Annotated in this window: 9 protein-coding genes, 1 pseudogene and 1 riboswitch; of the genes and pseudogenes, 6 read left to right on the top strand and 4 right to left on the bottom strand. The window is 37.5% G+C overall.

Annotation, left to right across the window (positions count from 1 at the left end):
• Nucleotides 1–556 precede the first annotated feature (556 nt).
• Complete coding sequence (locus tag JCM12304_RS18265) at nucleotides 557–1912, bottom strand: glucose-6-phosphate isomerase (protein WP_060681924.1); 1356 nt, start codon at nucleotides 1910–1912, stop codon at nucleotides 557–559.
• Between the two features lie 143 nt (nucleotides 1913–2055).
• On the opposite strand from JCM12304_RS18265, the gene JCM12304_RS18270 reads away from it, so the two are divergent.
• Nucleotides 2056–2295: a DUF378 domain-containing protein gene (locus tag JCM12304_RS18270; protein WP_019376443.1), complete on the top strand. Its 240-nt coding sequence runs from the start codon at nucleotides 2056–2058 to the stop codon at nucleotides 2293–2295.
• A 60-nt stretch (nucleotides 2296–2355) separates the two neighbouring features.
• Here the strand turns inward: JCM12304_RS18270 and yugI are convergent, their stop codons facing one another.
• The gene (yugI, locus tag JCM12304_RS18275) at nucleotides 2356–2739 is read right to left on the bottom strand and encodes a S1 domain-containing post-transcriptional regulator GSP13 (RefSeq protein ID WP_019376442.1); all 384 of its coding nucleotides are present in this window, start codon (nucleotides 2737–2739) and stop codon (nucleotides 2356–2358) included.
• Nucleotides 2740–2831: 92 nt separating this feature from the next.
• On the opposite strand from yugI, the gene JCM12304_RS18280 reads away from it, so the two are divergent.
• Nucleotides 2832–3260, top strand: a complete 429-nt coding sequence (locus tag JCM12304_RS18280) for a YugN-like family protein (protein ID WP_237669389.1) — start codon at nucleotides 2832–2834, stop codon at nucleotides 3258–3260.
• Here the strand turns inward: JCM12304_RS18280 and JCM12304_RS18285 are convergent.
• Nucleotides 3240–4244, bottom strand: coding sequence for a potassium channel family protein (locus tag JCM12304_RS18285; RefSeq protein WP_060681925.1), 1005 nt, complete (start codon nucleotides 4242–4244; stop codon nucleotides 3240–3242). The two genes, JCM12304_RS18280 and JCM12304_RS18285, sit on opposite strands and share 21 nt — an antisense overlap.
• A 163-nt stretch (nucleotides 4245–4407) precedes the next feature.
• Entirely contained in the window at nucleotides 4408–4959 is a 552-nt protein-coding gene (locus JCM12304_RS18290) for a thioredoxin family protein (RefSeq protein ID WP_019376439.1), read from the bottom strand.
• 129 nt (nucleotides 4960–5088) lie between these two features.
• Between JCM12304_RS18290 and JCM12304_RS18295 the strand changes: the two are divergent.
• The 4 genes and pseudogenes from JCM12304_RS18295 (at nucleotide 5089) to JCM12304_RS19790 (ending at nucleotide 12662) form a co-directional block, all read left to right on the top strand.
• A pseudogene (locus JCM12304_RS18295) lies at nucleotides 5089–6146 on the top strand (M20/M25/M40 family metallo-hydrolase).
• Between the two features lie 582 nt (nucleotides 6147–6728).
• A complete protein-coding gene (locus JCM12304_RS18300; protein ID WP_369813190.1) occupies nucleotides 6729–11114 on the top strand; it encodes a S8 family serine peptidase in 4386 nt (1461 codons plus the stop codon).
• A 216-nt stretch (nucleotides 11115–11330) separates the two neighbouring features.
• A riboswitch (FMN riboswitch) is annotated at nucleotides 11331–11476 on the top strand.
• Nucleotides 11477–11638: 162 nt separating this feature from the next.
• Nucleotides 11639–12226 carry an ECF transporter S component gene (locus JCM12304_RS18305; protein ID WP_019376435.1) on the top strand — a complete coding sequence of 196 codons (588 nt, stop codon included), beginning with the start codon at nucleotides 11639–11641 and terminating at the stop codon, nucleotides 12224–12226.
• Between the two features lie 262 nt (nucleotides 12227–12488).
• On the top strand, nucleotides 12489–12662 hold the full coding sequence (locus tag JCM12304_RS19790) for a hypothetical protein (protein ID WP_218185801.1): 174 nt from the start codon (nucleotides 12489–12491) through the stop codon (nucleotides 12660–12662).
• Nucleotides 12663–12734 lie beyond the last annotated feature (72 nt).

The raw sequence follows: 12734 nt of genomic DNA on the forward strand, positions 1-12734 counted from the left end.
CGGGCCAACAGGACGTTGGTCATGCAATCGTTGCCTCAGGACGTGGCGTTCTTAGATTGCCGCCCTCCACTACAATCAATTTGTACACAGCACATTCTGGGTGTATGCGAACGCAATTTTTTTCGTAGATATAATAGGAAATAGTAGCGAAGGGGAAATATGGAGACTCCTCGAAAATGAAAATACACATTTTCTTCGTGCGATGCATTGCTTACGAAGCTTTCCTTGTCCTGCGGGAGGAGAGGCCTCGATGAGATCCCCGAACGCATAGCGTGAGGAAGCTCATCAGCCGCCCGCGGAAAGCGGAATATTTCCCCGTAGCGGCAATTTACGCAGCCTCTATATTCTTAGTTACGTCGTAGTTTATCTATTTTGCGAAACATTGAATGACCTTAACTTATATTAGAATCTTTATTTCAAACATAAAAAAAAGCAAAGCGCTTAGCGCTTTGCCTACAGGGGGAATACGAGAAAGTCTTACATTTATAGTAATACCCATCAAAAAGAATATATAAACGTGAAAGAATAAAATTTATTTATTAAATATCGTTTTTAACTACTTATTATTTAAACGCTTTTCCAGCTCTTCTTTTTCTTGCTCATATCCTGCTTTTCCTAATAAAGCGAACATATTTACTTTGTATGCTTCTACCCCGGGTTGATCAAATGGATTAACACCAAGAAGATAACCACTGATTGCACAAGATTTTTCAAAGAAATACACTAGATAACCAAACGTAAAGGCATCAAGCGCAGGGATTTCCAAAACTAAATTCGGTACATTCCCATCTGTATGTGCCAAAAGTGTACCTTGAAATGCTTTGTTATTAATGTCATGAATTGATTTCCCGGCAAGGTAATTTAAACCATCAAGATTATCTTCATCTTCCTCAATGAATATTTCCTTGTTCGATTTATTTACATGTAATACTGTTTCAAAAATATCCCTTCTGCCATCCTGAACGTATTGACCTAGGGAATGTAAATCAGTTGAAAAATTTGCAGAAGAAGGATAGATCCCTTTTTGATCTTTTCCTTCACTTTCTCCGAATAGCTGTTTCCACCACTCTGCAAAATATTGAAGTTGTGGCTCATAGTTAATAAGCATTTCTATTGTTTTACCTTTATTATAAAGAATATTTCGAATGGCTGCGTATTGATAAGCAGGATTATCGGCAAGAATAGGGGTAGATAAATCCTTCATTGCGGTTTGAGCTCCGTTCATAATCTGCTCAATTGATATGCCACCAACAGCTATTGGAAGCAACCCTACTGCAGTTAGAACAGAATAACGACCACCTACATCGTCAGGAATAACAAATGTCTCGAAGCCTGATTGGTCTGCTAATGTCTTTAATGCACCTTTTTTCTTGTCGGTAGTAGCGTAGATCCGCTTACTAGCTTCTTCTTTTCCGTATTTTTCTTCCAAATGTTTTTTAAAGATCCGAAATGCTATCGCTGGCTCTGTCGTCGTTCCACTCTTAGATATGACATTAATAGAAACATCTTTTCCTTCTAAAATATCAAATAACTCTGCAATATAAGATGAACTCATATGGTTACCAACAAAAATAATTTGGGGAGCCTTTCTTTGCTCCTTTGATAATAGGTTTTGAAAAGAGTGTGTTAGCATATCCAGAGCTGCTCTTGCCCCTAAGTAGGATCCGCCGATTCCAATTACAAGTAATATGTCGGAATCATTTCTGATTTTATCGGCACAGTTTTTAATACGGGCAAATTCCTCTTGATCATACGTTTCAGGTAAATCTACCCATCCTAGGAAATTGTTCCCTGCACCTGTTTTTTCATGTAAATTAAAATGTGCTTTTTCAACAAAGTCAGTTAAATTATTTATTTCCTCCTTATTGAAAAAGGGTAAAGCACTCTCATATTTAAAAGAGATATGTGTCATTTCTTAGCCTCCTATTACTACACAATAATTTGTATATAATGTAACTTTACCCAAGTAAATCTGCGAAAGCAAGAAAGAAATAGTATATAATAAGATATTTTGCAAAAGCTACGATAGAGGAAAATTATAAAGGAGGTATATGTATGAATGGAATTCAACGCACTGCTTTAGCGCTTACTATTATTGGTGCAGTTAACTGGGGACTGATTGGCTTATTTCAATTTGATTTAGTTGCAGCACTGTTTGGAGGAGACCAGACCGCTGGTTTTGCCCGAATTATTTATACATTGGTAGGAATTAGTGGTTTAGTCTTAATTCCTCTTCTCTTCAAAACAGATGAAGCTTTTGCTGATCAGCATGCTCCCAAAGGTGTAGACGGTTAAAAAAACAGAGGCAAACTTACCTAAGGTGGGGTTTGCCTCTGTTTATATCATTTAGCGGTATTATTTCTTAAATGAATCGTTTTTAGATTGCTCGATCCATTCTTCCAGTTTATCTTTAAGTGTATTAAAGCCAGCTGTATCATTTTCTTGTTCTGTTTTAACTGGTTGATGTTTTTTAGGACTGGCGGATTTTGCCGGTGCTTCCTCAGTAGCACGAATAGAGAGGGATACTTTATTTTTTTCCTCGTCGACATTAAGAACTTTTACTTTAACCTCATCACCAATGGATAAATGTTCATTAATATCTTTTACAAATCCATGAGTTACTTCCGAGATATGAACTAATCCTTGCGTATCTTCATCTAAAGCAACAAATGCACCGTATGGTTGAATTCCTGTTACTTTTCCTTCTAAAATTTGACCTGTCTCAAATTTACTTGTCATGCTGAACAACTCCTAATATATTCGATTCTTTTTACACAATACAACATTTTAGCATAATTTCCATAGAGAAGCAAAGAATACTAAGAAAAGTAATGGAAAGGAAGAGATGGATGATTCCTATGGATTCACGAGTGGAGAATAGAATTTATTCCTTGTATGTATTGGAGGAGCTCCTCAAACCAGAGGGATATGTAATTGCCTCAAATTGGGATTATGACAACGGCCATTTTGATTTAAAGATTGATGATGAAGGAAAGTATTATTATTTAAGAATTCCATTTTATGCTGTGGCTGGGTCTTTGGATTACCCTGGAGTGACTGTTCGTTTGGAAAAGCCCTTTTTACTTGCTCACCAATATGAAAAGGGAATTGATGAAGATAGCAGGGGAGGAGCATTCCAAGGTACATTCAACCAATTCCAGCCACCGATAGATCCTGATGCACATATTCCAAACGACTATATTGATATAGGTAAGCAACTTGTAGAGAAATTAGAGCAGTTAGTTATCCCAGAAGGATAGTGAAATAAGTAAATCACCTTTTTTCAACAATAATTCGGGTGACGGATTCATTAAATATTCCTTGTTTCGAATGAGACCTATTAATATGTGTCTCTCATTAATATAATCTAAAAGAACACTTTTAAACTTTTTACCAATTTCAGATTCGGACAATGGAATGTGGCAGAATTGCTGACTTGCTAGTAAACGGATAATATCTTCAAATGGAGTTGCATTGTTGGCGTGATAAAGCTCATGATAAAACAATGCACTCATAAAATCGTTTGATCTGATAATAGTATTGGAACCAGCTCGCAATGCGTTCTCAATTTGGATTTTAGATAGGATTTCCGAAATAATAGGTATTTTTGGGTTATTTCCCCTTACAGCAACAATTGTCAAGATAGTAGAATTATCGGCTTTTCTTTCCTCTTCAGAAAAATCTGAGGAAACTAATACACACTTTGCTGCAGTTATGTTAGCCTTTCTAAGTGTATTATCCTCTGTAGGATTTCCGTGGAGAAAATGCACAGGATAATCCTTATAATTTAAGAAGTTTAACGTTTGGTCAATTAAAACTATTTCCTGATGGGTGTTCCTTTTTGAAATGTGTTCGATAATTTGCCTTGTTCGTTCATTCCAGCCTATTATAATTATGTGGTTATTTCCTTTGAAAGCAATTTTACCCGTGGTTAAATCCTGCTCATGTTTAAGTGTAGAGGCAGTGAGAGCAGTAATATAAAATGCGATTAAACCTCCGCCCGAAAGGATTAAAAGCATTGCTAGCAATTTACCCGGAACACTTAAAGGGACTAAATCGCCATAACCTACAGTAGCCCCTGTAACAATAGCCCACCATATTCCATCAAATAAGGTAGGAAACTGAGTTGGCTCAATAATATGAATAACTAAGCCAAATAAAAATAAGAGGAAAAGAACGCTTATAAGAACCCTGATAAGTAAAGGAATTTGTAAATATAAATATCTAACTAATCGTATGCTCATATACAAAGTCACCTTTTTGTAAAAATATTGTAATCACACTTATTTTAGTATGGACAAGATTTTGCAATACTTATACAAAAAGACTGTCACATTATTGGTGACAGCCTTTTTCAATATGTGCTTATGTATGAACAGTCGCGTTCAGCCTTTCAGCCCCTTGTTCTTATTTGTTTAATTCGTTTTTTAAACTTAGATAAACGTCTTCCCAAAAATCTGTATTATCTCTAAGCGATTTTGTTATGAAAAAAAGCATTTCATTGAATTTTTCTTTGAAATCCTCTGCGTCTTCTTGTGGGAGAGCTTTCTTGGAATGATCCACAAATTGCTGAACTTTTTCTGCTCTTGGCCCCCATTTGGCTACTTCATTACCTTCTGCATCAAGAAAAATGAAAATAGGAATAGAGCGAGATTTGCCGTTGGTCAAGTATTGATCCATTAGTTCGAGATTTTGGTCTCTTAACAGCATACGAACGTTAATGTTAGCTGCTTCCGATAAACGAAGTAGAATTGGGATGTTTAACATAGCGTCACCACACCAGTCTTCTGTGAGCACTATCACACGCAAATTCTGCTTTTTTAAGGCATCGAAAAAAGCTTGGTCCTCAGGTAATTGAAAATTATCATATATATGCAAAAGATTTTCTCTATGTGTTTGCATGGATTCAATATAGTCATCTGGTAAAATCCCCTTGTTGAACCAATCATTTAATTCCATAGTAATTAGCTCCCTTTTATTTAGTCTTGTAGTAAAGTGTATCGATTATAAAACTTTTCGTAAACAAAAGTGCTCTTGCAGATTATTTTTGCTATGATAAAAAAGAATTCATTTTGAGGAGGAATAGTTATGCCTAAAGCTAATCAAGATTTTTTATTAGAATTATTACATACAGCTTCACCTTCAAGTAATGAAGTTGCAATTCAAAAGAAGTGGATAAATTATGTGAAGACTTTTGCTGATGAAATTAGGACAGATCATGCAGGTAATGCAATAGGAGTTCTTAATCCAGATGCCCGGTTTAAAATTCTCTTAGCAGGACATTGTGATGAAATTGCCCTTGTCATTAATCGTATTGATGAAGATGGATTCTTACATTTTGATAAAATGGGTGGTATTAATCCACAGGCAGCAGTCGGTATGAAAGTAAGTGTAATGGGTGAAAATACTTCAATTACTGGTGTCATTGGTGTTAATGCTCAACATCATGGAGGAATTAAAAAGGATTTTGACTTAGAGGATTTATTTATTGATTGTGGTTATAAAACAAAGGGAGAAGCAGAGGACAATATTCAGATTGGTGACTTGGCTGTGTACAAAACAGAGCCGGAAATTTTATCTGACCGGTATATTTCCGGTCGGGGATTAGATAATCGCACAGGTTCATTTATCGTTGCAGAAGTGTTAAAAAATCTTGCGGAACGAGGTTGTTCTGTAGGTGTTTATGCGGCAAGTACAGTAAATGAAGAAACGAACATGGGGGGGCATATTTTGCTGCTGCAGGGATAGAACCTACAATGGCAATTGCTTGTGATGTAACCTTTGCCACAGACTATCCAGGAGTTAACAAGAATAAACATGGGGATATTCGGTTAGAAAAAGGTCCAGTATTTGCTAAAGGGGCACCGATTAACAAAAAAATTAATAGATTATTAGAGCAGACGGCTAAGAAGTTACAAATGGCTGTACAATATGAATTAACACCAAGGATGACTGGAACGGATGCAGATAAAATGCGATTAACTGGCAAAGGTGTACCTGTGTCACTAGTTTCGCTACCATTAAGGTATATGCATTCTCCAGTAGAAACAGCTAGTCTAAAGGATATTGAAGAAGAGATTGAACTATTAGTTGAAATGATCGCAAACTTGACCGGAGAAGAAAATTTAAATCCATTGGAAGATTAATGTTAATAAAATCAAATCAGAACCAGCAGACGAATTGTTTGCTGGTTTTTATAATTGGATAAAAATGTTCCTTTTATCAGGATTATCTATGTGTAAGCCAATATATACTGCTCAAGGTATTTATTACCAGAAGATTGATGTTTCTTGTTAAAGGTAAGTCCTAATGCTTGTTTATTGTTATAAAACCTGTATATATAGTACTATTATTTACATTTTAGGTAAAATTTGTAATGTAATTAACTTGTTTTACTAGGATATATTTCTTATTTTTTCTTTTTAAAGTTACATATTTTTCTTTTTAACGGATTGTATAGATAAATTGGGTATTTCTTACCTGAGGTAAAAATGGAAAATGAGTTACTTTTTATTCAATTTTGAATATTCTATATTTTAACGACATCGTTCGACAAATTCTCTCTTCATATATGCTTATACTGGTTTTAACAACATAGATTTTGCAAACAGCACCTCAGCAATTGTGAACCTATTAATATTTAGGAAAGGAGGAGGTGTTTTTTTTAATGGGTTCCGGAACTCACCTAAAGAGCAAATGGTGTCTTTTAATCAAAAGGAGGGAATAAATTGATAACGAAAAAGAAACGTCGAACGAAGTTGTTTAGTTTAACTGCAACCTTTATTATGGCGGTTTCCCTTATTACACCTGGAATGAGTTATGCAGAATCGAAAGGTGAACTGTTTCAATCCGTGTACGGACAAAAGAATGCTGCACAAGTAAAAATGAGTGATCGGCTTAAAACTGCCTTTACAAAGGACGATAAGGTTACTTTTTTGGTGAAATTTAAAGATAAAGCAGATACACAGAAGGTAGCAAAAGCTGCGAAGAAGGAAGCAGTTTCGAAAAAGCTTACCTCTACCAAGACGGAGCTGATGCAAAGGTCAGTTGTTGTGTCTGAATTAAAAGCTACTTCTATAGAATCTCAACAAGCCGTAAAAGCTTATTTACAACAGGAAAAGAAAAACGGCAAGGTTGTTAGCTTTAATTCCTACTACATTGTTAATGGGATGGCCGTAACGGCAACAGAAGAAGTTGCTGAAAAGCTTTCTTCATTTGCGGAGGTTGAAAAAATACTGCCAAATGAGAAAAGAGAACTTTCTACTACAGTGACTAAGGATGCAAAAGCACCTCAATCTGAAGTTGCAAATGTGGAATGGAATGTGGAAAGAGTTGGAGCGCCACAGGTTTGGGATATGGGGATTGACGGAACGGGTACAGTGGTCGCAAGTATTGATACCGGAGTCCAATGGGATCACCCTGCTTTAAAGGAAAAATACCGTGGTTACGATTCAGCTACCGGAGAAGTAACACATGACTATAATTGGTTTGATGCTACAGCTGGTCAGGGAGAAGCTTATGATGACCAGGGTCACGGGACACATGTAACAGGTACAATGGTTGGGAGTGAACCGGACGGCTCAAACCAAGTGGGTGTTGCACCAGGAGCTAAATGGATAGCAGTAAAAGCCTTTACAGCTGACGGTGGGACAGATGTTGATTTGCTTGAAGCTGCAGAATGGATCCTTGCCCCAAAGGATAGTGAAGGTAATGCACGCGTAGATTTGGCCCCAGATGTAGTTAATAATTCTTGGGGAGGCGGCCCAGGTTTGGATGAATGGTATAGAGATGTAGTAATAAATTGGAGAGCAGCTCAAATATTCCCGGAGTTCTCTGCTGGTAATACAACCTTATTCAATCCGGGAGGCCCAGGGTCGGTTGCTGTTCCTGCAAATTATCCAGAGTCTTTTGCAACTGGGGCAACAGATATCAATGATACAGTTGCAGGCTTTTCCTTACGAGGTCCATCACCTTATGATGAAGTCAAACCAGATATTTCCGCACCAGGAGCAAATATTCGTTCTTCTGTACCTGGAAGTGGGTATGAAGGCGGTTGGAATGGAACTTCAATGGCGGGACCAGCAGTTTCAGCAGTAGTAGCTTTAATGAAACAGGCTGATTCCAGTTTATCTGTTGATGAATTGGAAGACGTATTAATGAATACTGCTAATCCATTAACAGATGAAGAATATCCCGATTCTCCCAATAATGGATATGGATATGGCTTAGTTAATGCATTTGATGCAGTGTCTTCTTTAGTGTCGGGGCTAGGGACAGTTGAAGGTCAGGTTACAAAAGAGGGGGAAGATAATGAAGCTCCTACTTTTGTACACGAAAGCCCGATAGAAACTTATGAAGGAATGGACTTGGAGTTAGAGGTTGAAGTTGCTGACAATATTAGTGTTTCATCTGTAGAGGTAATTTATCAAGATAGTAATGGAGAAGATCATGTCATAGAAGCTGCTCGTATCTCTGGTGATTATAAGCAAGGTAACTATGCTGTTATTATACCAGGTGAGCATATCGAGGGAGAAGCAATCACTTATTCATGGAAGATCAATGATTTTGGCAACAATGAAGTGAATAGTGAATCCTTCGAAGTAACAGTCTTGCCTGGAATAACCGTTGGTTACACGCATGATTTTGAAAGCACCCCGGTTGGCTGGACGTCATTTGGTGAAAATAACAGCTGGGAATGGGGCACACCAGAATCCGGTCCAGAAAGCGCGGCTTCAGGAGAAAAGCTGTATGCTACTAATTTAGCAGGGGGGTATGATAGTGATGCAAATGCTACACTCGTTATGCCACCAATTGACTTACCTGAAGAAGGAAATACGTATTTACAATTTAAGCAATGGCATGAGTTGGAAATGTACGCTTCCGGAAGAGCATACGATTTTGGCCATGTATTTATATCAACAGACAAAAACGAATGGACTCAATTGATGAGAGTACAAGGGGAGTCCAATGAATGGATAAATGGAGAAGTAGATTTGTCTGAATACCGTGGACAACGAATCTATATTGGCTTCAATATAACTTCAGACGGCAGCGTTACAAAAGATGGCTGGTATATTGATGATGTAGCATTGACTGACGAATCAATGAGTCCAAGTGCCTCACTTGCATTAAATAAGAAAAAGGAAAGCAGTAAAACCAAAGACAATTCTAAGATAAAATCCAAAGGTAATATAGGGCTTGGTGTAATTAAGAGTAAGGAAAAAGCTTCTAAAAAAGAGAAAGTTGATCCTGAAAAAATAAAACCGATTTTACCACAAAAAGAAAAATCACCAATTGAAAGTGAAATGGTTAATCCATTGCTTTTGCCAATTGGGGCCAAAGTAAGTGTGATTGAAAGTGGACGTTCCGTAAATACGGATCCCAAAAATGGGCAGTACAACTTGCTGCATGCAGCAGGCGACTATACCCTTAAAGCAGAATCATATGGATTTGAATCAAAAGAGAAAAATGTAAAGATTGAAAATGACCAAACAAAACAAATTGACTTTACACTAGAAAAAATTGAACAATTCGATATAAATGGAAAAGTAACAGATGAGACTACAAATGAACCTGTAAATGGTGCGACTGTAATGGTTATAGAGGATGCAAATATTGACCCAGTGCAAACAAATGAAGATGGAAGCTATTCACTTACTGCCTATAAAGGTCAGTATACATTAAAAATACTTGCTAGCGGATACCATCCGAAAGAGGTTCAAGTCGACTTACAAGACGATATAACGAAAGATATCCAATTAGAACCATTTTACACAGTTCCTGGTGGAGAAATTGGGTACGATGATGGTACAGCAGAAAACGCTAGAGCGTTTTATGATGCTAACAATGGCTGGGCTGTAAAGATGTCCTTGCCAGAAGGGAAAGACACAGCAGTAGTAACGGAGGGAGTATTTAAATTTTGGGATAAGGAGTTCCCTTCTCCTGGAGGTACAGAATTTGCAGTAGAAGTTTGGGATTCCTCCGGTGCAGACGGCAAGCCTGGTAAGAAAATTGCAGGACCAATCTCTGCAGAAGCTATTAGAGATAATAGTGAATGGACTATCATTGACCTAAAAGAGCATAGTATAACGGTAAATGATGATTTCTACATGGTTTATATTCAAACACAGCCTAATACCGGAGCCCCGGGATTAGCTACTGATGAGAGTAGTCCAAATGCCGAAAGAAGTTATCAACTTGTTGGAGGAGCGTGGTCCAAATCACCAGCCAATGAAGGTAACTATATGATCAGAGCAAGAGTAGCTTATGAAGCTGTTGATCCGGTAATCACTACTCCGGAAAAGGATGTTATAACCAATGAAAAAGATTTAACGATTAAAGGTACTGCTTCACCCACTACTACCGTGCAACTCTGGAACAATGGAGAAGAAGCAGGCAATGCCACAGTGGGCGAAGATGGGAAATTTGCCATTCCTACAGAATTAACAGAAGGAGTAAATGAATTTCAAGCTATTTCCCTATTGGAAGGAACTCCTGTTGGTGAGTCTTCCAAAGTGAAGGTAACCTTAGATACAAAAGCTCCTGAACTGACTATTGTCACACCGGTAGATGGAGAAAAGACAAACAAGGAAACAGTTACAGTAGAAGGTACTGTAGATGATCCGAATCTTGCCACAGTTAAAGTTAATGGTCATAAAGCTACTGTATCTGACGGCAAGTATTCAAAACGGATTATTTTAGAAAACGGCACGAACACGATTAAAGTTGTGGCAAAGGATCTAGCCGGCAATAAAGCTAAAAATAACGTAACTATTGATGTAAACTACACGAAGCCTGTGATTGAAAACCTCACACCAACAGAAGATAAATATATAAAAGCAGGAGAGAGTGTGAAAATCGAATTTGACAGTGAGCCAGGTCGAAAGGCGACATTCTTTATTCATATGCCACTCACAAACACAAAAAGTCAAATTTCAAATGCAACAGAGCTTCCAATGATGGAAATGGAAGATGGACATTATGTAGGGTATTGGACAGCCCCTAGTAATTTAAAAGCAGATGGTGGTGTGATTGAAGTCAAGGTTACTGATACCTATGGCAATGAATCTCGCAAACAGGCAAAAGGAAAGCTTTTCATAAATATGGATGAATAAAAATGAGTGATTGAAAAGGAGACTGTTGCACAATCAGTAACGAATCTTAAAATAAGCAATCTCTTATGGAAAAAGGAGCTGTCAGCCAATGCATATTATGCATTTTGCGACAGCTTCCTTATTTATGTTCAAACTAATAAAATAGTATTCTATTAAGCAAAGATATTGCAAAATCTTCATAAGGATGTATAATGTAAGTGACAATAAAATAATCGATTCCATCTTCGGGGCAGGGTGAAATTCCCGACCGACGGTAAGGAGCCATGCTCTAAGTCCGTGACCTGCAAAGCTCTTCTTGCTTTGTGGCTGATCTGGTGTAATTCCAGAACCGACAGTTACAGTCTGGATGGGAGAAGATGTCGAACCTGAATCAGGTGCTCATAGCGCCTTGTTTTTCCTATGTATTCAAAATTCAAAACCCTAAAGCCCCGATTAGGCAGGCTTTAGGGTTTATTTGTATGTAGGATAATGGGTGATCCTTCATCACGAGATAGGAATCGATTAAGGTGGAGGAGGAGAAGATGATGGAAAATAAAAATTACTCATCATCACGTTTATTCAAATTAATAATATTATCATTGCTTGGGACTATTTCACTTGTACTGTTTTTCTTGAATTTCCCACTGCCTTTTTTGCCAAGCTACTTAAAGATTGACTTTAGTGATGTACCAGCTTTAATGGCCTCACTTATTTTTTCACCAATGGCAGGAGTCATCGTAGTAGCAATCAAAAATGTTTTATATTTAGCTATTTCAGGAGCAGGCGATCCCATTGGTGTTATCGCAAATTTCCTCGCTGGAGCCATGTTTGTTATCCCTGTATCGATGCTTTATCATCGCTTTAAGGGTGTGAAAAGCGTAGTCTCAGGTTTAGTGACAGGAACATTAATCATGGCTGTTGGAATGAGTGTATTAAATTATTTTATTATCCTTCCGGCGTATGGGAAGTTTATGGGATGGGACATGACAGAACAATTTAAGTGGTTTTCCGTATATGCAGGAGTTCTGCCATTTAATATAATTAAAGGTATTATTGTTGGTTTACTATTTGTTCCATTATTTATTAAAATGAAAAGCTGGATTGAGCAAAAACAAATGAAAGCTGCAGCATAAAAAACAAAGCAGGCTGTCTATTTAGACAGCCTGCTTTGTTTTTTGGCTCTATACGATATTAGAAAAACTTCCACGTTTCGAGGGCTATGTTTAATCTAACGCTTTCAAATACCTGAAAAAATAATTGAGCTCTACCTTAATTCACAGTATAGATATACTGCGACGTAACTTTTGGTATTTAAGTTACGTGTGAAAAATATCTTTGTTGTTGGAAAGCTCACTGAAATATTGAAGAGGTGAGCCTCTTTGCTTTCCATTGCAGATGGACGCTTTCACACCTCCGGGTACAAGCGCGACATCTGTTCGTTACCTCACAGTGTCTTCTTTGCCGCCCGGCATGGCTTCAGCCGCTTCCTCCGCTACGCTCCGTCCAGGGTCTTCAGCTCATGCTATTCCGGCTGGAGTCGCCATCTTCCATTCCAATCAATTGGTATAGACTTTTATCTAAGTTTAGAGTTTGCTCAACTTTTTTGTGACAAATTTATTATAACTTTGATAATCCTGACTT

This window comes from Virgibacillus halodenitrificans JCM 12304, from assembly GCF_001310895.1.
GTDB lineage: Bacteria > Bacillota > Bacilli > Bacillales > Amphibacillaceae > Virgibacillus_Q > Virgibacillus_Q halodenitrificans.

What these genes read in the sequence shown, in the direction of transcription:
- JCM12304_RS18265 (WP_060681924.1), bottom strand. Translation starts at nt 1,912, where the DNA reads ATGACACATATCTCTTTTAAATATGAGAGTGCTTTACCCTTTTTCAAT.
- yugI (WP_019376442.1), bottom strand. Translation starts at nt 2,739, where the DNA reads ATGACAAGTAAATTTGAGACAGGTCAAATTTTAGAAGGAAAAGTAACA.
- JCM12304_RS18305 (WP_019376435.1), top strand. Translation starts at nt 11,639, where the DNA reads ATGGAAAATAAAAATTACTCATCATCACGTTTATTCAAATTAATAATA.
- JCM12304_RS18270 (WP_019376443.1), top strand. Translation starts at nt 2,056, where the DNA reads ATGAATGGAATTCAACGCACTGCTTTAGCGCTTACTATTATTGGTGCA.
- JCM12304_RS18285 (WP_060681925.1), bottom strand. Translation starts at nt 4,244, where the DNA reads ATGAGCATACGATTAGTTAGATATTTATATTTACAAATTCCTTTACTT.
- JCM12304_RS18290 (WP_019376439.1), bottom strand. Translation starts at nt 4,959, where the DNA reads ATGGAATTAAATGATTGGTTCAACAAGGGGATTTTACCAGATGACTAT.
- JCM12304_RS18280 (WP_237669389.1), top strand. Translation starts at nt 2,832, where the DNA reads ATGGAAAGGAAGAGATGGATGATTCCTATGGATTCACGAGTGGAGAAT.
- JCM12304_RS19790 (WP_218185801.1), top strand. Translation starts at nt 12,489, where the DNA reads ATGGACGCTTTCACACCTCCGGGTACAAGCGCGACATCTGTTCGTTAC.